At 40.1% G+C, this 21,877-nt stretch carries 20 protein-coding genes and 5 tRNA genes; all 25 read right to left on the bottom strand.

Features of this window, described 5'->3' with window-relative positions; all coding sequences use genetic code 11:
- Positions 1–52 precede the first annotated feature (52 nt).
- The 25 genes from rlmH to KH400_RS04075 all read right to left on the bottom strand — a co-directional run bounded on the left by rlmH (position 53) and on the right by KH400_RS04075 (position 21,802).
- Positions 53–532, bottom strand: coding sequence for a 23S rRNA (pseudouridine(1915)-N(3))-methyltransferase RlmH (gene rlmH, locus KH400_RS04195; protein ID WP_217222222.1), 480 nt, complete (start codon positions 530–532; stop codon positions 53–55).
- A gap of 69 nt (positions 533–601) precedes the next feature.
- Positions 602–754, bottom strand: coding sequence for a CxxH/CxxC protein (locus KH400_RS04190; RefSeq protein WP_246589376.1), 153 nt, complete (start codon positions 752–754; stop codon positions 602–604).
- A gap of 96 nt (positions 755–850) precedes the next feature.
- Positions 851–2,056 carry a S1C family serine protease gene (locus KH400_RS04185; protein WP_217222218.1) on the bottom strand — a complete coding sequence of 402 codons (1,206 nt, stop codon included), beginning with the start codon at positions 2,054–2,056 and terminating at the stop codon, positions 851–853.
- A gap of 172 nt (positions 2,057–2,228) precedes the next feature.
- Entirely contained in the window at positions 2,229–3,023 is a 795-nt protein-coding gene (locus KH400_RS04180; protein ID WP_217222216.1) for an MBL fold metallo-hydrolase, read from the bottom strand.
- Positions 3,024–3,078: 55 nt separating this feature from the next.
- Positions 3,079–3,849, bottom strand: coding sequence for a two-component system regulatory protein YycI (locus KH400_RS04175; protein WP_217222214.1), 771 nt, complete (start codon positions 3,847–3,849; stop codon positions 3,079–3,081).
- Positions 3,836–5,185 carry a YycH family regulatory protein gene (locus tag KH400_RS04170; protein ID WP_217222211.1) on the bottom strand — a complete coding sequence of 450 codons (1,350 nt, stop codon included), beginning with the start codon at positions 5,183–5,185 and terminating at the stop codon, positions 3,836–3,838. The genes KH400_RS04175 and KH400_RS04170 overlap by 14 nt, the downstream gene beginning before the upstream one ends.
- Complete coding sequence (gene walK, locus KH400_RS04165) at positions 5,182–7,005, bottom strand: cell wall metabolism sensor histidine kinase WalK (RefSeq protein ID WP_217222209.1); 1,824 nt, start codon at positions 7,003–7,005, stop codon at positions 5,182–5,184. The genes KH400_RS04170 and walK overlap by 4 nt, the downstream gene beginning before the upstream one ends.
- Before the next feature lie 2 nt (positions 7,006–7,007).
- Entirely contained in the window at positions 7,008–7,706 is a 699-nt protein-coding gene (gene yycF, locus KH400_RS04160) for a response regulator YycF (protein ID WP_217222207.1), read from the bottom strand.
- A 154-nt stretch (positions 7,707–7,860) separates the two neighbouring features.
- Positions 7,861–9,372, bottom strand: coding sequence for a peptidoglycan DD-metalloendopeptidase family protein (locus KH400_RS04155; protein ID WP_217222205.1), 1,512 nt, complete (start codon positions 9,370–9,372; stop codon positions 7,861–7,863).
- A gap of 286 nt (positions 9,373–9,658) precedes the next feature.
- Positions 9,659–9,731: transfer RNA gene (locus KH400_RS04150), tRNA-Thr, on the bottom strand.
- Positions 9,732–9,788: 57 nt separating this feature from the next.
- A tRNA-Phe gene (locus KH400_RS04145) sits at positions 9,789–9,864 on the bottom strand.
- Positions 9,865–10,045: 181 nt separating this feature from the next.
- Positions 10,046–10,122: transfer RNA gene (locus KH400_RS04140), tRNA-Asp, on the bottom strand.
- Positions 10,123–10,130: 8 nt separating this feature from the next.
- A tRNA-Glu gene (locus KH400_RS04135) sits at positions 10,131–10,205 on the bottom strand.
- A 20-nt stretch (positions 10,206–10,225) separates the two neighbouring features.
- Positions 10,226–10,301: transfer RNA gene (locus KH400_RS04130), tRNA-Lys, on the bottom strand.
- A 518-nt stretch (positions 10,302–10,819) separates the two neighbouring features.
- The gene (locus tag KH400_RS04125) at positions 10,820–12,106 is read right to left on the bottom strand and encodes an adenylosuccinate synthase (RefSeq protein ID WP_217222203.1); all 1,287 of its coding nucleotides are present in this window, start codon (positions 12,104–12,106) and stop codon (positions 10,820–10,822) included.
- Between the two features lie 268 nt (positions 12,107–12,374).
- On the bottom strand, positions 12,375–13,739 hold the full coding sequence (gene dnaB, locus KH400_RS04120) for a replicative DNA helicase (protein WP_217222201.1): 1,365 nt from the start codon (positions 13,737–13,739) through the stop codon (positions 12,375–12,377).
- A 79-nt stretch (positions 13,740–13,818) separates the two neighbouring features.
- Positions 13,819–14,262, bottom strand: a complete 444-nt coding sequence (rplI, locus tag KH400_RS04115; RefSeq protein WP_217222199.1) for a 50S ribosomal protein L9 — start codon at positions 14,260–14,262, stop codon at positions 13,819–13,821.
- A 2-nt stretch (positions 14,263–14,264) separates the two neighbouring features.
- Positions 14,265–16,229 (bottom strand): DHH family phosphoesterase, encoded by a 1,965-nt coding sequence (locus tag KH400_RS04110; RefSeq protein WP_217222197.1) that lies wholly within the window; start codon positions 16,227–16,229, stop codon positions 14,265–14,267.
- Between the two features lie 12 nt (positions 16,230–16,241).
- Positions 16,242–17,180, bottom strand: a complete 939-nt coding sequence (locus tag KH400_RS04105; RefSeq protein WP_217222196.1) for a YybS family protein — start codon at positions 17,178–17,180, stop codon at positions 16,242–16,244.
- A 646-nt stretch (positions 17,181–17,826) separates the two neighbouring features.
- On the bottom strand, positions 17,827–18,060 hold the full coding sequence (gene rpsR, locus KH400_RS04100; protein ID WP_217222194.1) for a 30S ribosomal protein S18: 234 nt from the start codon (positions 18,058–18,060) through the stop codon (positions 17,827–17,829).
- A gap of 101 nt (positions 18,061–18,161) precedes the next feature.
- Positions 18,162–18,662 (bottom strand): single-stranded DNA-binding protein, encoded by a 501-nt coding sequence (ssb, locus tag KH400_RS04095; RefSeq protein ID WP_217222192.1) that lies wholly within the window; start codon positions 18,660–18,662, stop codon positions 18,162–18,164.
- Positions 18,663–18,689: 27 nt separating this feature from the next.
- Positions 18,690–18,977 carry a 30S ribosomal protein S6 gene (gene rpsF / locus KH400_RS04090; protein WP_217222190.1) on the bottom strand — a complete coding sequence of 96 codons (288 nt, stop codon included), beginning with the start codon at positions 18,975–18,977 and terminating at the stop codon, positions 18,690–18,692.
- A 155-nt stretch (positions 18,978–19,132) separates the two neighbouring features.
- Positions 19,133–20,233 carry a redox-regulated ATPase YchF gene (gene ychF / locus KH400_RS04085; RefSeq protein WP_217222188.1) on the bottom strand — a complete coding sequence of 367 codons (1,101 nt, stop codon included), beginning with the start codon at positions 20,231–20,233 and terminating at the stop codon, positions 19,133–19,135.
- 246 nt (positions 20,234–20,479) lie between these two features.
- Positions 20,480–20,677 carry a DUF951 domain-containing protein gene (locus KH400_RS04080; RefSeq protein WP_217222186.1) on the bottom strand — a complete coding sequence of 66 codons (198 nt, stop codon included), beginning with the start codon at positions 20,675–20,677 and terminating at the stop codon, positions 20,480–20,482.
- Between the two features lie 105 nt (positions 20,678–20,782).
- Positions 20,783–21,802, bottom strand: coding sequence for a YkvI family membrane protein (locus KH400_RS04075; RefSeq protein WP_217222184.1), 1,020 nt, complete (start codon positions 21,800–21,802; stop codon positions 20,783–20,785).
- Between the last annotated feature and the right edge of the window lie 75 nt (positions 21,803–21,877).

Raw genomic sequence — 21,877 nt, 5'->3', positions numbered from 1 at the left:
CGCTTTTCTCTCTCCTTTTGCCCTTCATCATGATCAATAAGATAACCCCCACCTACTTATGATACGGTTCCCCCCGATTAATCTTAAAAGCACGGTAAATTTGCTCGACAAGAATCAAGCGCATGAGCTGGTGTGGAAAAGTCATCTTTGAAAATGAGATGGTCCCATTGGCGCGTTTCATGACCTCATCGCTTAGTCCAAGTGACCCGCCAATCACAAACGCAAGCTTACTTTTACCGTACGTCGCGAGCTGATCAATTTCCTTTGCTAGTTGTTCTGAGCTATACATCTTGCCATCGATCGCTAATGCAATCACATGTGTGTCATGAGGAATTTTCGCAAGAATGCGCTCGCCCTCTTTTGCTTTTATTTGGTCCATCTCCACATCACTTAGTTGTTCCGGTGCTTTCTCATCAGCGACTTCAATGATATCTATCTTCGCATAGGGGCGAATTCGTTTCGTAAATTCATCTATTCCTGATTTCAAAAATTTCTCCTTTAGCTTCCCAACAACAACAATCGAAATATTCACAAGTCATTCACCCTTCCTCACAACTTATCCACAGTAGTTATCCACATATCAACAGTTTTTATTCACAGACTATTCCGAAATCCTATACAAAGCCTGTTTAGAACAAAAAGAACAACTTGTGGATAAAACAGACTCCTCTGTTAATTTCTCAACAACTGGTGCAGTGTGGTATTCATCAACAACTTCGTCAATCGCTATTTCAACATGCTCTACGCAGCACATATACATAATTAAGACTCCCTTCAATCATTTCCTTTATCAATCAAAAATAAAAGCAGGGACCCTTACCCTTAGCAAGGTCCTCTGCTTTTGCACATGTTAATAAGTTTCTTCTGTTAATTCTAATGTAACTGTTTGCTTTTGTCCATCCCGATAGAAAGATACTTCCATCTGATCACCAGTGCTTTTCTCTGTGTATAAGTACTTTCTTAAATCATGGCTGTCTTTTATTTCATTATCATCAAGACCAACAATGACATCGTACTCATCCAGTCCAGCATGATCTGCTGGCGACATTGGAGAAACACTCATAATAAATACTCCCGCTTTGACATCGTCAGGTAAGTTTAATGTTTGCTGCCAATGATAGCTTGGAATTTCTGATAACGAGCGAATGCCAACTCCCATCTGTGGCCGTTGAACTTCGCCAAAGCGTTCCAAATCATTAATGATCGGAATCGCTAACGAAGATGGAATTGCAAATCCAATCCCTTCAACGGAACTCCGCGCAATCTTCATTGAGTTAATTCCAATCACTTGACCTTGAATGTTAATGAGTGCGCCGCCACTATTTCCTGGATTAATCGCTGCATCTGTCTGTATAACCTCAGCATGCCAATCGACTTGGCGGTTACCACTTAGATCAACTGGGATGCTACGTTCAGTCGCACTGATGATCCCTTGGGTGACAGAACGTGAAAATTCTAGCCCAAGTGGATTGCCAATGGCAATTGCTGGTTCACCGACGCGAAGTAGTTCGGAGTTACCAAACTCAGCAGAAGTTGTGACATTCTCACTTTCAATCTCTAAAACAGCAAGGTCAGTGAAAATATCAGCACCTAGTACTTCGGCTTCGACTCGTGAGCCATCACTTAAGCTAACTTCAACTTGGCTCGCTCCTTCAATCACATGATGATTTGTAACAACAAAGGCGCGGTCACCGTCTACTTTATAAATGACCCCAGAACCCGTGCCTTCTCCACCAGCTTCAGACCAAAAGTTTGATTGCTGTAAGTTAATTACACCAACAACAGCATCAGAAACCATTTCAACGGCTTCTGTAATATCTGAGTTAACGGAGACATTCACAGACTCATCTACACCTACTAACTGTTCGGTCTCAATAGGGACTGTTGTTGGATCCGCTACTTCACTACCACCTTGGTCTGGTGACAGCAGTGGCTGTGCGAGCAAGACAACAAGTCCCCCAACAACCGCACCGACAAACGCAGATAAACCAATCCCTTTTCGATTCCTTTGTTCACTTCTGCGTTCATTTGAATAGTGTTCATCATAATAACCCATGACTTTTTCACCATCCTATATTTATATTTTGAACGATGTCTTAAGGAATGTGTTTATCTTATTTTAACTAACACCTGCGTTTAAAATCTATATGCTCCCCAGGATTTCGATATTTTCTCATACTTTTTATAGATTTCCCCATTTGAATACACATTAAACCGCTACATGTAGGCTAAACGACAGCAATCTCCGTTGGCTTCTCGGGATCTGTATCATATAAATGAAACTGATCACCGACTTGAAATCCTTTTCCTTCTAATGTCTGTTTAACCGTTAACCTTGCTAGATCCTTCATATTATTATCTTTACTTAAATGCGCTAAATAAATGCTAGATGTTTGGTCACCGATAACTTCGGCAAGTGCGAGACCTGCATCTTCATTTGAAACGTGACCAACATCGCTTAATATTCTACGTTTAACACTCCATGGGTAACGCCCCATACGTAGCATATTCGTATCATGATTCGCTTCAAATATTAACGCATTGGCATCCTTAATTGTCCCTTTAATACGATCGCTCACATAACCAAGATCCGTTGCAAGTGCGAGCTTTTTCCCCTGATGGTGAAAGACAAAGAACATTGGCTCAGCCGCATCATGTGAAACACGAAAAGATTCAACATCAAGATCAGCAAACGTTTGGACTTGTTCTGGCGCGAACGTGAACTTCTGATCTAATGGGATTTTCCCAAGTCCTTGTTCCATCGCATTCCAGGTTTTTTCATTGGCATAGATCGGTACATTATACTTTCTAGCTATAATCCCGACCCCTTTGATATGGTCACTATGTTCATGTGTCACCAATATCCCATCTAACTGCGCGGGGTCTAAGCCAGCCTTTTCAAATAACATGTCCATTTTTTTACCACTCAAGCCAGCATCAATTAACAACCGTTGCTTTTCTGTTGCAACGTATACGGCATTCCCCGTACTTCCACTTGCTAACACACTGAACGATAAACTCATATGATTCACTCCATTTTCATAGACTACAAGATGGTCCTTAAAACGAGACGTTTCGTTAGTTTACTTGTTGTATTGAACCATCAATCGCATGAACGAGATAATTGTCATCATCAACGGTGATTCTCCACATTGGCGCAAATACTTGTACACCACCAAACGGCTGCAACAAACTATAGTACCCTAATTCAAGATGCGACACGACGTGATTACTCATCATCAATTGTTCATTTAAGAGAGTCTCAATCGCTCGTAAACCAGATAAAACTTCTCGTTCTTGACCTTGTTCATTAATGGTTAAATAATTTTGCTGATAACCAGTAATCTCGCCTTCTTCATTAAGCTGCAACAGCAATGACACTTCGTCAAAGGTATAGATCATAACATCATCATAGGTTTGATAGAGTACCACTTGACGAAGTTCCTCGTCCCAACCTGCAAAACGATACTCTTCGCCACGCCAAATATATTCGTCTAAAAACCGGTCTAATTGAATGCCATAGTCAGCTGGTCCAAGCTCATAAGGCTCATCAAGAGTTGAAATGACGGTCGTTTCATCAACGATCCGAATTTGTTGATCACTCAAAAAATCTCTGATCTCATTATCATAGCCCACACTACTACCGACAATATAGATTCCTGCAATATCTTCTTCAGGTATATCAACATCAATCTCTATATTCATTTCTTCTAAGCGCTCTTGAATCGTCGCTTCAGCAATGATATTAATTTGGTTTGCATTCATTTGTTCAATCAATTGGAAAATGAGAAAAGAATTTAAAAACAGAAACGTAACAATAAATATGGTTTTTGTTCTACTCCAATCCATCGCGTTCGTCCTCCAGATCGTTTCGATCACCGAATGAAATCTTTTCCCAATGGCCATTATACCCGATAAACCAGTGTGGTTCTAAGGTAATAATTGCATTTTCCTTCGTTAACTCATAGCCAACTTTCACTTCAGGGCGCCTCTGTCGCTCTAAGTACCCTTCTGACTCCAAATATGTCAGCACCTCTTGTCCAGACGGTAGTATCACCTGTTCTCTCGCATTGATTGGCTCTGCATCTAAATCAAACAAAGGACGAACATACCGCGAGATTTGAATACCAGACTGTGATACATAAATATAAGCTCGGTCTTCACCTTCAACAGCAAAAACCGGTAGGCCAGAAACATTCATTCGAAAAAGCGCTTCGTCCCTTACACTTGAAGACGTCCAATCATATAAGAGATACATGTCAGTCCAGCCACTGTGCCCATTTATGAACTCATAAGCACGGCTAACAATATCAGTCGAGCCCGGCTCTTGGTTATCTGTAAAAACTGGATGAATATAATCCATAAAGTTACGATCTCCGCTAATTGTCATCATGCGATTACCATCAGTAAACACTTGATCTCCGTCCTCTTGACGGTAAAACTTCACATAATTTGGATCACTAAAGAGAATTTGTCTAAAGTCAGTCGCTGAAGTTAATGTTGATGTATAAGACAACCGGTCAAATGCCAAGGTTTCTTCAGGTAAATAATGTTGAACTGAAAAGCCTTCATTCGTGATATGTGCAGGATATGAAACTGCTTTAGGCAATTCATTTGTTTGCGATAAGAAATGATCTTCAAATTCACCGCTCGGGTAATTTGTAAATGCTTGAACAATTCGTTGTCCACTTTCAGAAACGAAACGAATATGAACATAATCTGAGTCACTCGTTGTAAAAAGCAATACACGATCAACCTCTTCTAGCGGCATATGGAAATCATCAGCATCGACCGTAAGCTTACGTAAAAACACATCATTAACGACAGAAGTCGGGTAAACCACCTCAACCCCATGTTCAATCGCTAATAACGATTGAAGACCTTCATTTGCAGGGGTAAATACCCCATCAATTTCACTCGATAATAAGACATTATAAAGTTCTGTAAATAACGCATCTTCATGGGTAACAATGTAATCATCACTACCATTATGGAGCACCATTTGTTCAGGTTGAATAACTTCAGCCACCGCTTTCTCCTCACCAATTGGATCGCTCTCAATATATTCAGGCTCTTCTTCTAACAAGCTATATTCAGGCTGAAATGTCCAAAGCTGCCACGTTAGGATAACACTCAAAAGGACAAGAAACGTTAGTACAGCTGATTTCATCTGTTCATATGTCATTCTGATAAACCTCCCTGAATGGGGGAATATGGGAGTGTAAAGAATATCGTCGTTCCAGCATCAACTTCACTAGATGCCCAGATTTCGCCACCATGGGCATGCACAAGCTCACGGGCGATTGCTAGCCCTAATCCAGTCCCGCCGATGCTTCTTGCTCTAGCCTTATCCACACGATAAAAGCGTTCAAAGATTTTCCCCTGACTTTCTTTCGGAATCCCTACCCCTTCATCTGAAATACCAATCCTGACATTATGGCCCTGATGGAGCAACTCGATTGTAACTTTACCACCTTTAGGGGAGTATTTTATCGCATTGGAAATGATGTTATCTAACACCTGTGTGAGCTTATCACGATCAATATCAAGCTCAGTTGGATAAGCTGGCAGTTTGCGGACGAATGTTATTTTTCGATCCTTTGACATCATCTCAAAACGGTCAATGATCATTTCTAGAAATGCGCGCAAGTCAACGAGCTCTTTGTTCAATTGATAGTCTCGAGTATCAATCTTCGACAACTGCAAAAGGTCATTTACGAGGCGAATCATCCGCTCTGTTTCATTCTGAGTAACGTCTAAGAACCTTGGTGCAATCTCTGGGTCTTTAATAGCGCCATCCTCAAGGGCCTCTAGGTAACTTTTCATCGTTGTTAACGGCGTTCGTAATTCATGCGAAACATTAGCAACAAATTCCCTGCGGTCTTGTTCGATTTTTTCTTGTTCCGTAACATCATGAAGAACGGTAATTAACCCGTTGATCGGTCCACTTTCCTTTTGAATGATTGAAAAATTAGCCTCTAGTAGATACGCGCAATCATCATCACTAAAATCAAGTAGGACAGTTTCAGGATGATCATACAAATCTTTTAACGTAAAGGATTCAGGCAGACGAAGCAATTCAGGTAAGCTCAACTTATGGGCATCCTCACTTTTTATCGCTAACAGTTCTTCCGCACGCTTATTCATCAAAATAATGTGGCCATCATCATCCGTTGCAATGACCCCATCAGTCATATGAGTTAACACAGACATAAGCTTTTTTCGTTCACCTTCTGTTGTTGCATTTGCCTCTCTTAACTTCAATGATAGATCATTAAAAGACATCGCTAACTGGCCAATTTCATCACTACTATATACCTCCGCCTTACTAGAGAAGTCACCTTTAGCCATTCTCCTCGTCAATTTTTGCATCGCCATAATTGGCCTAGTAATCGTTCTCGCAATCAAAACCACTAGAACGGCTGATATTGCCAGGGCAATAATCGTCCCTGAAGCTAAAATGTTATTGATTTGCTGAACTTGGTTATAAATATCCTCCATTGAAGCTTCAATATAAATGGCACCGATTGTTTCATTGTTTGACTTAATCGGGACAGCCATCACTCTCATCCGATGGCCTGTTTGCGGATCTCTTAGTATAATCTCGTCCTTTGTCCCAACGAGCGCTCGTTTGACACGGACCTCTGTCGTCTGTTGACCGACGATATGGCGGTTATTAAAATTTGAGGTGCTTATCACAACTTTGTTACTGTCGATCACTTGCACTTCGGAATTTTCAATCGAGAAAAATTCGCGCAAGAGGCGGTTGATATCGCGCTCTAATGAGTTTTCACCCTCTCTTGGCTTTATCATTTCTTGCTCGACATTATATGCAAGTAGGTTCGCACGTTCATCAAGCGTATCAAAAAAGTTCGAAACGAGCTGACCTTCTAACTGCCTCGCAAAATAAACTCCAATTATTTGCATCGCAATTAATATGAGGAGCACATAAATAATAATCAATTTAAATTGAATCGATTTAAAGAAACCGACTTTTTGTTCCATTGCTATTGCCCCTGTTCACTATTTAAATAGTAGCCAACTCCTCTGCGTGTAATAATCCAAGCCGGCTCACTCGGGTTATCTTCTACTTTCTCACGCAAACGACGAACCGTAACATCAACCGTGCGAACATCACCAAAATAATCATAGCCCCAAACAGCCTGTAGCAAATGCTCCCTTGTCATCACTTGTCCTAAATGCTTCGCTAAATAATGAATAAGCTCGAATTCACGATGAGTTAACTCAATCGTTTCATTTCTCTTTTTAACAAGGTATGCATCAGGGAGAATCGCAAGCTCACCAACAGCTATCTCTCGACTCTCTGGCTGTTCAGTAAGACTTTGGTGCCTACGTAAATTCGCCTTCACTCTTGCAATCAGTTCACGCGTACTAAAAGGCTTCGTCACATAGTCATCTGCACCAAGCTCTAGCCCAAGGACCTTATCAATCTCCGAGTCTTTGGCCGTGAGCATAATAATCGGCATATCATATTTCGCCCGTACCTCTCGGCAAACATCCATACCATCTTTATGAGGAAGCATAATATCTAATAAAATTAAGTCAGGCTTTTCTTGTTCAACTAAATGAACCGCTTCAAGTCCATCATAAGCACAAAAAACCTGAAAACCTTCTTTTTCAAGGCTAAACTTTAAAATATCAGCAATCGGCTGTTCATCATCAACAACTAAAATCCGCTTATCCATAAAATCCGCTCCTATAACCTATTCAAACTAATTTCTATCTACTTAATATTCTAACACAGCAGCCGTAATGGCAAGTGATCAAAACGTCGGAAATTACTAGTTAAAAATAGAAAAGATAGCCTCTAGCATACGTGGCTAAAGGCTACCTTTACAATTAATAGTTCAAATAATCCATTGGATCTGCTAATTGACCATTTTTATAAACTTCAAAGTGAAGGTGAATTCCTGTTGAGTTCCCAGTTGTCCCCATTCTACCAATTCTTTCTCCTGCTCGAATGGTATCTCCAACACTCACATCTATGGACTCTAAATGGGCATAAAGCGTCTCCATTCCATTATTATGATCGATTTTTACCGTTTTTCCATAACCGCCATTCCAACCAGCTGACGTCACTGTGCCGTTATCAGCTGCAAGGATTGAACGCTCTGTTGGACGGGCGATGTCAATTCCTTTATGTAATCGACCCCACCTCATTCCTTGATAGCTAGAAATGTAACCACCAACCGCTGGCCACGATAAGTTCCCTGTTCCTCGTGATGGTGACTCTTTCGTTCCCTTTAGAACGATATGGTCGACAGCTTCTTCAATCACTTCTTCACCAATTAAACTACGCTTAATTGTAGTCCCATTCTCTTTGACGATTTCATAGCTCGCAATCCGCTCTCCAGCCTTGCCTTCTTGAGCAACCTTCGTGTCACCTTTCCACATCGAATCATCTTCCCTTACTTCTGTTTTATAAGGAATTTCTTCTTTTTGAGTTACTGCTTCAGTAACAACAACTGTCACAACTGGCTCATACTCGGTGACATTCAATTCATCGCCAATTTGCAAAAGGGTATCTTCGGTCACTTCTGAGTTCAATTTCAACAATTCACTCGTTGATAGCTGATGGCCACTGGCAATAGTACCTAAGACATCGCCTGCCTCAACTTGATATGTACGCTCTTCTAATGTCCCTAGATTTAACTGTTTGACCGCTTGTTCAGTCGAGAGAACTTCATCAATCTCAGCGACAGCCTCTTCAAAACCAAGTGTTGCTGATAGTTCAACTGCTAAAATGTCCGTTTCTCCGACATCTGGTAACTTCTTCTCCTCAAGCTCACCACTATCCTCAACAAGGGCTTCATAAACTTCTAAGTCATCTTCAGAAATGTATTGAAGCAGAAATTCGCTTATAACCTCATCTGCCTGTTGTTGATCGCTTACATATAAAACATCTTTATCATCAGCCTTTAAAACGATTGCTTCTGCGGCTAATGAAACTTTATCGTTAAGTTGTTCAACGGTTTCTGTAGGTTCAACGTTAGCATGAAATACTTTCTCAGGTATTAGGTGAAGCTCTTCAGCAAGAACTAGGTTTAAATGTTCATAGTCTTCCTGTACTTCTTCCATCCTGTCACTAATTATCCCTTCAACTAGTTGTTTATCAGCAACACTTCCAATTGATTCCTGATCGAGGTAAACATGGTAGACTGTATCTAATTGATCGAGCTTCGTTTCACTCGCATAGATCGCCGATACGGTGATCAGTGATGCTGCACATAATGAAACACCTGCAGTTGTTATTTGTTTAATTTTTGTTTCTGTAAGCACCCGCTTACTTGTATCTATTAATTGTTTATACTTATCTCTAACCTTAGAAAATAACTGGCTTCCTTTAAACATCGTTTTCCTCCTGCTTCAACAAAGCGATAGATGTAAACCTTTTCTATCGACATTTTTCAACAAGAGTTATTTTACCATAAGTGATTGGTTTTGTGGTTTAAATTAGTAAACTTGTAAACAAACTGTATTATTACTATGAACATCATCGAAATCCCCACTACTAGCTAAACTAGACATCTAGCTTTAAAAATTGCTGTAACCCCTCGTTCTCGATTATTAATTGTTTACAACAAAAAAAGCCTTGTTTCTCAACAGGCTCCATATGTTTATCAATATATAATTAGAGTGCCGGCCAGAGGACTTGAACCCCCAACCTACTGATTACAAGTCAGTTGCTCTACCAATTGAGCTAGACCGGCATATTTATAATAAGTTACCTAACGTTAGTTAAAAGATTGTGTCTTTAAACATAAAAATGGTGGCTCGAGACGGAATCGAACCGCCGACACGAGGATTTTCAGTCCTCTGCTCTACCGACTGAGCTATCGAGCCAAGTGAAAAATAATTCTTTATGAGTTTGTCTATCATTAACTTAATATTTTACTTTGGTCGTTACCCTGTCCCTTCCTCTTACTAGCTTCGCTTTGTAGCAGGCTGTGTCGGGACAACTCGAAGTGAATTCGATGATGTTATGCTCGTGACTGAGCTATCGAGCCAAACAACATTTTAAAAATGGCGGTCCGGACGGGACTCGAACCCGCGACCTCCTGCGTGACAGGCAGGCATTCTAACCAACTGAACTACCGGACCTATTAAATTGGTGACCCGTACGGGATTCGAACCCGTGTTACCGCCGTGAAAGGGCGGTGTCTTAACCACTTGACCAACGGGCCAATTACTAGTTAAAAGTAAATGGTGAGCCATGAAGGATTCGAACCTTCGACCCTCTGATTAAAAGTCAGATGCTCTACCAACTGAGCTAATGGCTCTTGATGTTTTTTTCAATTGATGCTTACTCATGATGGTTACGGACGATGTTTTCCTTCGCTGCCTTCCTGTCTCTTCCTCTACCAGAATTGCTCCGCTGCTTATGCGTCGAGACAACTTGTAGCGAGTTCGGTAGATGCGTCGCTCGTAACTGAGCTAATGGCTCTTGATGTTATTTTCATTGATGTTTGCTCATGATAGTTACGGACGATGTGTTGCTTCGTTGTCTACCTGTCTCTTCCTCTTCTAGAATCGCTCCGCTGTTTGTTGCGTCGAGACAACTCGTAGTGGATTCGGTAGATGCGTCGCTCGTAACTGAGCTAGTATCTCTTGATGTCATTTTGATCTGTTGTGTCAGCTCTTAACGACAAGAATAATAATATCATGGTTTAAAAGTTAGTGCAATACTTTTATAAAACTTTTTATTTTTTTTTGAATCAGATTGCCTTTGTTTAGAATAGCGAAAAACAGCAGATAGAGCAAGCTTTTTCTTGCTCCATCTTAGCTCTTTTATCGTAAATTAAGCAAATACACCACGAACAAGATTCGTTTGATTACGGTCTGGTCCAACTGAGAAGATCGTTAAAGGAATTCCCGTTAACTGTGAAACACGCTCAATATAATGACGGGCATTCTCAGGTAACTCATTTAGAGATTTAACACCAGTAATATCTTCAGTCCAACCTGGCAATTCTTCATATACAGGTTCACACTCAGCCAACACTTTCAAGCTAGCTGGGAACTCTTCAATAATTTCACCTTTATATTTGTAAGCCGTACAAATCTTTAATGTTTCAATTCCAGTGAGAACATCAATTGAATTTAGTGATAAATCAGTGATCCCACTAACTCTTCTTGCATGACGGACAACGACACTGTCAAACCAACCTACACGACGCGGGCGTCCTGTCGTTGTTCCATATTCATTTCCAACCTCACGGATTTTATCCCCAATTTCATCATGCAACTCTGTAGGGAATGGGCCATCACCAACACGTGTTGTATAGGCTTTTGATACTCCAACAACATGGTTAATTTTTGATGGTCCAACACCCGAGCCAATTGTAACCCCACCAGCAATTGGGTTTGAAGACGTAACAAACGGATATGTACCTTGGTCAATATCAAGCATAACACCTTGTGCACCTTCAAAAAGGACACGGCGTCCATCGTCAATCGCATCATTTAAAACGACAGAGGTATCAACCACATATTTAGCGATCTCTTGTCCATATTGATAATATTCATCGAGAATGTCTTCTTTTTTCAAGCCTTCAACTTCATAAACCTTTTCTAGTAATCGGTTCTTTTCTTCAAGGTTTCGTTCAAGCTTTACTTCAAACTCTTCTTTATCCAGTAGGTCAGCAATACGGATCCCAACACGAGCAGCTTTATCCATATAGGCTGGACCGATTCCTTTTTTCGTCGTTCCAATTTTATTTGCACCTTTACGCTCTTCTTCTACAATATCTAACTTCAAATGATATGGAAGAATGACATGAGCGCGGTTACTAATACGCAAGTTGCTTGTATCAACACCTTTATCATGTAAATACTTCAACTCACCTACTAATGCTTTAGGATCAATAACCATCCCATTTCCAATCACACAAATTTTATCATCATAAAAAATACCCGATGGAATGAGATGCAATTTATATTTTTCTCCACCAAACACAATTGTGTGTCCTGCGTTATTTCCACCTTGATAACGGGCAACAACTTCTGCCTTTTCAGAAAGGTAATCAGTAATCTTTCCTTTTCCTTCATCTCCCCATTGCGTTCCAACGACAACAACTGATGACATCTCAGTGCACCTCCACATTGGCATTACACATCCAAAGATGTGTATGTAACGGTTTATTTTAAAACAAAACCATAGCTAGTGTACCAATTTTCGACAGCGAAGTCAATTAAACACGAACAATTTCAAAGAGCTTTGATCTTATGTTCGCAAATAACAAAATAAACGAGTTCACTATCTATCTTATCCATAACCACAAACATTAAACTGCTAGCGCGTTCTACCATCAACAATAAAAAAGCCTTCCACAACAAACTGCGGAAGACTCCATTTATGCGCCAGGCGGCATATCCTTTTCATCGTGACGACGGTCTAAATTCACGAATTTATTATATTCTTTTACAAAGGCTAGCTCACACGTTCCAACCGGGCCGTTACGCTGCTTAGCAATAATGATCTCAATAATATTTTGGTTCTCTGATTCCTTATCATAGTAGTCATCACGGTATAAGAAAGCGACGATATCAGCATCCTGCTCGATACTCCCCGATTCACGGATATCAGACATCATTGGTCTTTTATCTTGACGGGATTCAACTCCACGTGATAACTGCGAAAGTGCGATAACCGGAACATCCAACTCTCTTGCTAATGCCTTTAATGAGCGGGAAATTTCCGATACTTCTTGTTGCCTGTTCTCGCCACCCCGACTGTTCCCTTGGATCAACTGCAAGTAGTCAATTAAAATCATCCCAAGACCTTTTTCTTGCTTAAGTCGGCGGCACTTTGCTCGGATTTCATTAACCTTCACACCGGGGGTATCATCAATATAAATACCAGCACGGGAAAGACTGCCCATAGCCATCGTCAGCTTTTGCCAATCATCTGGTTCAAGACCACCTGTACGCATTCGTTGTGCGTCAATATTCCCTTCAGCACATAACATCCGCTGTACTAGCTGAGCTGCGCCCATCTCTAGACTAAAGATCGCGACATTTTCTTCAGTCTTAGTCGCAACGTTTTGTGCAATATTTAATGCAAAGGCTGTTTTACCAACAGACGGTCTCGCCGCAACGATAATTAAATCACTACGTTGGAATCCCGCTGTCATTCCATCAAGGTCTACAAACCCTGTCGGAATCCCAGTAATATCACCTTTACGATTTTGAAGCATTTCAATTTTCTCATACGTTTCAACGAGAACATCTTTAATCGAAACAAAGGCTCCTGTATTTTTACGATGCGATACTTCTAAGATTGTTTTTTCAGCTTCATTTAAAATCGTATCTACTTCTTCTTCACTTTGGTAGCCTTCAGAAGCAATATTCGTGGCCACTCGGATTAATCGCCTTAATAACGATTTCTCCTCAACAATTTGGCTATAGTACTCGACATTTGCTGCCGTCGGAACAGCATTTGCAAGGTCACTTAAATAAGAGACGCCACCAATATCATCTAGTGACTTTCGATCTTGAAGCTCAGAAGTAACGGTCACTAAGTCAACCGGCTCGCCTTTTTCTGCCAACTCAAGCATAACTTCGTAAATCCGCTGATGAGCCGCTCGGTAAAAATCCTCCGGTGCAAGCTTTTCCGAAGCCGTAACTAATGCTTGTCCTTCAATAAAGATTGCACCTAGTACAGCCTGCTCTGCTTCAATATTTTGTGGCGGTGTACGATCAGCAAATAAATCACTCATGTTTGCCTCCTGCTTTCATCTAAAAATTACACTAATGAAAGATGGTTGATTTATAAAAAATCAACCATCAACAATAGAATTACTCTTCAACGACATGAACTTTAACTGTAGCGGTTACTTCAGGGTGAATCTTAATTGGTACATTCGTATAACCTAATGCACGAATCGGTTCATCAAGCATGATTTTGCGCTTATCTACTTTCTTTTTCATCCTCTTTAATGTCTCAGCAATTTGCTTCGTTGAAACGGCTCCAAACAAGCGGCCGCCTTCACCAGATTTCGCCTTAATCTCTACTGTAATGGCTTCTAATTCTTCTTTGTATTTTTTTGCATCAGCTAGTTCTTGTTCTGCTTTCTTCTCTTGACTCTTCTTTTTTGCGTCAAGTGTCTTGATGTTTCCACTTGTTGCTTCAACAGCTAGGTTGTTTGGGAGCAGGTAGTTTCTTGCATAGCCTTCCGAAACGTTTTTCACTTCACCTTTTTTCCCTTTGCCTTTTACATCTTGTTGAAAAATTACTTTCATGATTAATTTCCCCCTTCTAAATAATGATCAATAGCTCTCCTTAATAAATCTTCTGTTTCATCTATTGACACACCTTCTAGCTGTGTCGCTGCATTGGTGAGATGTCCCCCACCATTTAGCTCTTCCATAATCACTTGAACATTCACTTCACCGAGCGAACGAGCACTAATACTCGTCCGACCATCTTTCCGCTTTGAGATGACAAACGATGCCGTTACATCATTCATCGTAAGCAGTGTATCAGCAGCTTGGGCGATTAGCACTTGATCATATGTCTCCCCTTCTGCAGCCTTTGCAATTGTGAGTCCATCTTTATAGATCGTAGCTGATTCAATCAGTTTCGAACGCTTAACATATTGCTCAAGGTCCTCTTTTAAAAGCTTTTGGACAAGTGTTGTATCCGCACCATTTGATCGTAGAAATGAAGCGGCATCAAACGTTCGCGCTCCTGTGCGAATCGCAAAGCTTTTCGTATCAACAATGATCCCTGCCATTAATGCTGTTGCTTCTAATATACTCATATTAATATTTTTCGGTTGATATTCAAGTAGTTCTGTTACAAGCTCGGCCGTTGAAGATGCATACGGCTCCATATAAACAAGAACTGGATCTTCAATAAACTCTTCACCGCGACGGTGGTGATCAAGGACAATAACACGTTCTGCTTTTTTTAATAATGCAGGCTCGATCACAAGTGAGGGACGATGGGTGTCAACAACAACGAGTAACGTACGACTCGTCACTTCCTCACGGGCCTGCTCAGGTGTAATGATCACAGATGAAAGCCGATCGTTATATTCAATCTCTTCCATCAGCTTCTGGACATCAGGGTTTATATCAGTCGGATCAACGACAATCGAACCGACCTTATCATTAACGTCAGCAATCTTTGAGACACCAATTGCCGCACCAATTGCATCCATATCAGGGTTCTTATGTCCCATGATCATAATTTGATCACTTTCTAAAACAAAATCCCGTAAGGCATGAGAAATGACTCTTGCCCGGACACGAGTTCGTTTTTCAACCGCATTCGATTTGCCACCATAAAACCGAACCTTACCGGCCTTTTGTTTGATCGCCACTTGGTCACCGCCACGCCCAAGGGCAAGGTCCAAGCTTGACTGGGCTAAATCACCTAGTTCACGGACAGACGTTTCACCACTACCGATCCCAACACTCAATGTGATTGAAACCTTTTCCTTTGCAGTCACATCACGAATATGGTCAAGGATTTCAAAACGTGTAGTTTCGATCTCTTGTAGCGATTCCTGATTACAGATCATCATGAACCGATCCGTCGACGTTCGTCGCAAAAAGACCTCATAATCATTAGCCCACTGGTTTAACGCTGAAGTAATTTTACTCATTAATTTACTTCGGACCTGGTCATCCATGCCCTGAGTCACTTCATCATAATTATCCAAATAAATAAAACCTATAACTGTTTTCTCTTTGTGATATAGCTCTAACGTTTCTTCTTTTTCTGTCATATCAAAAAAATAAAGTAAACGCTCTTCACGTTTTATAAACATATGATAGTATTTACCATCTATCATAATCTTCTCTTCTTCTTGTTCATCTTCAACAATCGGGATAATTTCCTTTGAAATGTCATCAAGAGATTTATCAAAGAATTCCCCTTCTAAAAAGGAGCTCATATAAGGATTAGCCCATTGTATAGTTGAGTCATTATTATAAAGAATAATTCCAATCGGCATTTGAACGACAGCTTCTTCACCAGCTTTATTCACACGATAGGAAAGAGTTGAAATATAATCTTCTAAATTACCTTCAAATCGTTTCCTTGCTTGAAAAGAAAATAATAGCACGACACCGAGTAAGAAAAAACCAATGATCCCAATTTTCCATTGGTATATACTTACAATCACTATAAAGACCACTGCCAAAGAAAATAAGGCGATCATATGTGAGCCATACCACTGTTTCTTAAGGAACTCTGGCATAATGTACAACTCCTACTTCTCTTGAGATTCCATTCTCTTTCTCAAATCAAACCCTAAATCAATTATACCTAAGATTCGGATCAGATACAGTAGAAAAGGAATGACAAACCCTAGAATTAAAATAATTATCGGGACTGCCTTTGAGACTTTTTTGACATGGAAATAATAAAATATTAGCGCTAACCCTTGAATCGTCATCGCAATCTCTAAGATCGGGAACAAATTCCATACAACTACATATAATGTGCTCCCTTCTTCTACCCCGATAATAATAAAAAGGGAAACGGCTAAATAGTACCATAAAAAAGATCGAGGGAACCGCCATTCACGAAAGCGTGGCAATGGCTCAACCTGCCCACCTAATCTTCTTAGTACTACGCTTGCGATCAGCTGAATAATAAGTGCAAAACCAATACCAGTGACTATCAACATCACCGGGGCTAAATGAATCAACTGATCAATCATATCATACATCGGTTGGAGTTGCTCTGTAGACTCTTGACCAACTGCTCCTAACATCCCCTCGGCTGTTGCTATCGATTGTAGCATCATTTCTTGAATGGCTTCGATTGGATGAATGCCAAACAAGACAATGCTAGCAATAAATGATAACAGTAAGTTGGCAATATAGGTTAAACTTCCGCCTAGTAACACAGCAAACGCTGATTTTTTCCGACGATACAATTCACCAACCACAATCCCGCCACTACCAAACATCAGTGTTAAAGGTAGAACAAGCAGACCTCCGATGATAAATGAAACAAAGAAAGCAACAAACCAAAGAATGAGTCCTGCTTTTAAGCCGTGCCGATACACATACACGATAAATGGAATTGGCAATAACCAGATCACAATGCTACCGATAATCGGCAAATACAATGTTAAAAATAAAAGAATCGCAAACAAGGCTGCAATAATTGCACCTTCTGTTAACACACGAGTGTTTTTCACGGTGTCACCTCAACTTCTTTCCATTAGATAAACAACACTTATAACATCCCATCTACATTTTAGCGTACATTTCAGTAAAGTTAAAGAAAGGACCTCCCATGCTAAAACGAACTTCGCACCATCCTCTAGTAATGACAATTATGACAAAAACTAAAAGCATCATTTACAGTATTAGTGCAATATTTCTCGATGGAATTTCTGTTTTACACTAAGCAATATTACTTTAAAGCTTACAAAAGGTATTAATATTTTTATAAGTTTATACAGATATAGTATAAACAAACAATAAAAACAAGATTATACAAGATTCTGAACGCATAGCTAGCCGGATGCTTAGATCCATTACCCAGTCTCGACCAATTAAACGTCTCTGTTAGTATCAGCATCCCTACTGGTATGGAATTAGGAGAATTTGGTGCTCTAGTGAAACAAAAAGACATGGCTCTTTATATGTCATAAGAAAAAGGTAAAAACCAATATCAAGTCTATGTCCAAAACGAAAACACACTATCTCTATATTGAACCTAAATTAAAAACCCGGATGGCAGTTTATACAACAACTATCATCCGGGTTTTCTTGCAAATAATCTATGATCCATTAAAAAAGCATGACAGGGAGCTTGTCCCTGCCATGCTTTTACCAATATTATTCACCAGTTACGTACGGCAATAAAGCGATTTGACGAGCGCGCTTGATTGCAGTTGTAAGCTGACGTTGGTATTTTGCAGATGTACCTGTCACACGACGAGGTAAGATCTTTCCACGTTCTGAGATAAAACGTTTAAGAAGATCTACATCTTTATAATCGATCTTTTCGATTTTGTTCACTGTAAAGTAACACACTTTACGGCGTTTTGGTCCACGTCCTCTACGAGCCATGAGTAACCCTCCTATCTATTGAAAATTATATTCATGCAAAAACTGCTTTATCTTTATCATTATGGGAGGAAGCAATCACCGAAGTGACGTCCGTACCACCTCTAAAATGGAAGATCGTCATCTGAGATGTCAATTGGCTTGCCATCATTAGAAAACGGATCATCATTTAAACGCGATGGATTTCGTCCTTGGTTTTGATTAAAACCGCCGCCATCATTCATTGGTCCTTGGTTGCCGCCGTAGAATTCATTGCCACGACCACCACCTTGGTTTCCACTAGCATTTTTAGGTTCCAAAAATTGTACACTTTCAGCAACAATTTCTGTAACAAATACTCTTCGCCCTTCATTATTTTCATAACTACGGGTTTGGAGACGACCATCAACACCAGCTAAGCTTCCTTTTTTCAAGAAGTTCGCTACATTTTCTGCTTGCTTTCGCCAAACAACACAGTTCACAAAGTCCGCTTCACGCTCACCTTGTTGATTTGAAAATGGTCGATTGACTGCTAGTGTAAAGTTTGAAACAGCGACACCATTAGGAGTGTATTTCAACTCTGGGTCTCTCGTCAAACGGCCAACGAGTATGACTCGGTTAATCATCTAAACCCCTCCCATTAAATTCTAAGCTTATTCTTCGTCTTTTGTGACAAGAACTCGAATAACATTATCATTGATTTTGATTAAACGTTGGAACTCATCAATTGCTGTTGAGCCAGCAGCTACGTTAATTAACACATAGTACCCTTCACGATAATCGTTAATTTCGTAAGCTAGTCTACGTTTACCCATTTCTTCAACCTTTTCAACCTCAGCACCATTGTTTGTTAACACTTGGTTGTAACGCTCAATGATTTCTTTGTTTGCTGATTCCTCAAGGTTTGGAGCAATGATATACATAATTTCGTATTTACGCATTCCGTTCACCTCCTTTTGGTCTAACGGCTCCACATTTGCGGAGCAAGGAGCAAAAATAACATCTGTTATTTACTCGCATTGACTAATTATAGCAGAATGACTTGTCTCACACAAGCGCAAAAATCATTTGTTTTCCGTTTGCGATATTTTAGGCCCTAGACATTGAAACGGAAATGAACCACGTCACCATCTTTGACGACATAATCCTTACCTTCAAGGCGTACTTTCCCATTTTCCTTCGCTACAGCCATCGATCCAGCATCGACCAAATCATCATAAGATACAACTTCAGCACGAATGAAACCACGCTCAAAGTCAGAATGAATGACACCTGCTGCTTGTGGCGCCTTCGTTCCTTGGCGAATGGTCCAAGCACGAACTTCTTGTACACCAGCTGTAAAATAAGTTGCTAGTCCAAGTAGGTGGTAAGCCGCACGAATCAATTGATCAAGACCTGACTCTTCAATTCCTAGCTCTTCGAGGAACATATCTTTTTCTTCGCCTTCAAGTTCAGCGATTTCAGATTCGATTTTTGCACACGCAACAATCACTTCGGAGTTCTCATTTGCTGCAAACTCTTTCACTTTAGCAACATTCTCATTATTACTTGGATCAAGCAAATCTTCTTCACTAACATTGGCAACATAAAGAACAGGCTTCATTGTTAACAAGTGTAACCCCTTAACAATTTCCTTCTCTTCATCTGTTAAGTCCACACTTCTTGCTGGTTTCTCATTCTCAAATGCCTCTTTTAACTTAACAAGAACCTCATGCTCAGCCATTGCTTCCTTGTCCTTTTGCCTTGAAAGCTTTGCAACACGATCAATTCGTTTATCAACTGATTCAAGGTCAGCTAAGATTAGTTCTAGGTTAATGACTTCAATGTCAGAGATTGGGTCCACTCGACCTGATACATGTGTAATATTGTCATCTTGGAAACAACGAACAACATGTGAAATCGCATCGACCTGGCGAATATGTGAAAGGAACTTATTCCCTAGGCCCTCTCCCTTACTCGCTCCTTCTACAATACCCGCAATGTCCGTAAACTCAAACGCTGTTGGAACTGTTTTTTTCGGATCAACAAGTTTTGTTAATGTATTTAGTCGATGGTCAGGAACCTCAACGATCCCTACGTTAGGGTCAATCGTACAAAATGGGTAGTTCGCAGACTCTGCACCTGCTTGCGTAATTGCATTAAATAATGTTGATTTACCAACGTTAGGTAAACCAACGATGCCTGTTGTTAATGCCATATCATTCACTTCCTTATTAAATAATAAAAAATATCTTTGCACTTTCACTCTCGTGAAGGAACGTCATTTTCTCACTCTAGCGGTATCGCTTAAATCCTAAGGCGGTATGAGTGAGCGTACTTCCCTGGCTATCCATCTTCGTTCGCGCACTCCGCCCCTTTACCTTCCTTTATACACCTTGTCAATTATAGTAATTCCAAGCAAAAAAAACAAGGCAATGGTCACCGCCATCGCCTTGGGGTACTGCTACTCCTCTACCTGTTCGAGTACTTTTTTTAATTTTTTTGTAAATTCACGCCTTGGTAAGAGAACACTATGGTCACAACCTAAACATTTAATTCGAATATCCATCCCTAACCGAATGATTTTCCAACGATTTTCTCCACAAGGGTGAGGCTTTTTCATTTCAACAACATCGTTCAACTGAAATTCTTTAGCATCCAAATCAATCTCTCCCTTCAAGAGCTTGTTTACGTATCATCATCTGCTATTATACACCATTTTTCCACTGAAACGAATGCTTGCCCTAAATTCAAAATCGTAGTCTTATCATTCGAGCTGATACCGGTTCACAATTGGATACAATAAAATCGACGCAAATACATAAAGGTTTAGCACGCCATAAAGCGGGTATAAAATCGATATTAACGTTGAGAACCCAATGGTCGTCAGTGGGATCATGAGCGCTAGCAAGATAAGTGCAAGCCCCCATAATGGTAAGTTCACATAGTTTCTAAATCTTGTAACTAAACCAAACACACCTGCAGCTGCTGTTGTGTAAATCGCAAGCCACAATAACCCCGACATCACTAGCACCATAAAATATGGGTAATGTTTCAAAATTGCAAACAATGGAATTTCATATAACATGATATCATTAGCCACTTGCAATAGTGATTCATTATATAAGAACGAAATCGACCCTAAGACAATACCACTTCCAATACTAGCAATCCAAATTTCACCCTCATATTTAATCTCATGGCCAATCGCCGCAAGCACAGCAATCAATGGCAACACATTTAATGAAGTAAACGTTAATGCCGCTGGCCAATTCTCCTGTTGAGTTAACTCAACCTTAATCGGAAATCCATTTGAGTATTGAAAGAACAATAGAATACCTAGCAAAAATGTAATTAAAATGGGGATGATGAAAGAATTCATCGATGTCATTCCTTTTGTATCCCAAACGAACAAAAGAACAAGCAATCCACCAATAATGACGGTCCCTAACCAGTAAGGTAATTGAATGACTTCAAGCGTAGCCCCACCACCCGCTAACATGATTACCGTAGTTGAGAATAAATAAAGAATGATCATGACATCATAAAGGCCTGTCAATTTTTTACCCATCAGACTCTCAAGAACAGGCAAGTAATGAGAGGATGACTTTTTATAGCTAATCTTTAATATAACTGTGCAACTAAATATAAAGAAGATAGCAAATAAAATAATCGCTAGTCCACTTTCACTGCCAAAAAACTCCCACAATTCACGTCCAGACGCATAACCTGCACCAATCATTGTGCCAATAATTAAGAACATCCATTTAAATCCGCTATACCACATCCTGTCCCTACCTCTCTCTATGTTTTTTTACATGTCTATGTATAGAAAGGAAATTTTATCCGTATACTGTTACTA

The sequence above is a fragment of the Desertibacillus haloalkaliphilus genome (assembly GCF_019039105.1).
Lineage (GTDB): Bacteria > Bacillota > Bacilli > Bacillales > KJ1-10-99 > Desertibacillus > Desertibacillus haloalkaliphilus.
The sequence above is the reverse complement of the archived record's forward strand: the minus strand, read 5'-3'. Positions and strand labels throughout refer to the sequence as shown.

Excerpts from the sequence above, each read along its gene's own strand:
- KH400_RS04190 (WP_246589376.1), bottom strand. The coding sequence starts at position 754 with ATGTGCTGCGTAGAGCATGTTGAAATAGCGATTGACGAAGTTGTTGAT.
- KH400_RS04185 (WP_217222218.1), bottom strand. The coding sequence starts at position 2,056 with ATGGGTTATTATGATGAACACTATTCAAATGAACGCAGAAGTGAACAA.
- KH400_RS04180 (WP_217222216.1), bottom strand. The coding sequence starts at position 3,023 with ATGAGTTTATCGTTCAGTGTGTTAGCAAGTGGAAGTACGGGGAATGCC.
- KH400_RS04175 (WP_217222214.1), bottom strand. The coding sequence starts at position 3,849 with ATGGATTGGAGTAGAACAAAAACCATATTTATTGTTACGTTTCTGTTT.
- KH400_RS04170 (WP_217222211.1), bottom strand. The coding sequence starts at position 5,185 with ATGACATATGAACAGATGAAATCAGCTGTACTAACGTTTCTTGTCCTT.
- walK (WP_217222209.1), bottom strand. The coding sequence starts at position 7,005 with ATGGAACAAAAAGTCGGTTTCTTTAAATCGATTCAATTTAAATTGATT.
- yycF (WP_217222207.1), bottom strand. The coding sequence starts at position 7,706 with ATGGATAAGCGGATTTTAGTTGTTGATGATGAACAGCCGATTGCTGAT.
- KH400_RS04155 (WP_217222205.1), bottom strand. The coding sequence starts at position 9,372 with ATGTTTAAAGGAAGCCAGTTATTTTCTAAGGTTAGAGATAAGTATAAA.
- KH400_RS04125 (WP_217222203.1), bottom strand. The coding sequence starts at position 12,106 with ATGTCATCAGTTGTTGTCGTTGGAACGCAATGGGGAGATGAAGGAAAA.
- dnaB (WP_217222201.1), bottom strand. The coding sequence starts at position 13,739 with ATGAGTGATTTATTTGCTGATCGTACACCGCCACAAAATATTGAAGCA.
- rplI (WP_217222199.1), bottom strand. The coding sequence starts at position 14,262 with ATGAAAGTAATTTTTCAACAAGATGTAAAAGGCAAAGGGAAAAAAGGT.
- KH400_RS04110 (WP_217222197.1), bottom strand. The coding sequence starts at position 16,229 with ATGCCAGAGTTCCTTAAGAAACAGTGGTATGGCTCACATATGATCGCC.
- rpsR (WP_217222194.1), bottom strand. The coding sequence starts at position 18,060 with ATGGCTCGTAGAGGACGTGGACCAAAACGCCGTAAAGTGTGTTACTTT.
- ssb (WP_217222192.1), bottom strand. The coding sequence starts at position 18,662 with ATGATTAACCGAGTCATACTCGTTGGCCGTTTGACGAGAGACCCAGAG.
- rpsF (WP_217222190.1), bottom strand. The coding sequence starts at position 18,977 with ATGCGTAAATACGAAATTATGTATATCATTGCTCCAAACCTTGAGGAA.
- ychF (WP_217222188.1), bottom strand. The coding sequence starts at position 20,233 with ATGGCATTAACAACAGGCATCGTTGGTTTACCTAACGTTGGTAAATCA.
- KH400_RS04075 (WP_217222184.1), bottom strand. The coding sequence starts at position 21,802 with ATGTGGTATAGCGGATTTAAATGGATGTTCTTAATTATTGGCACAATG.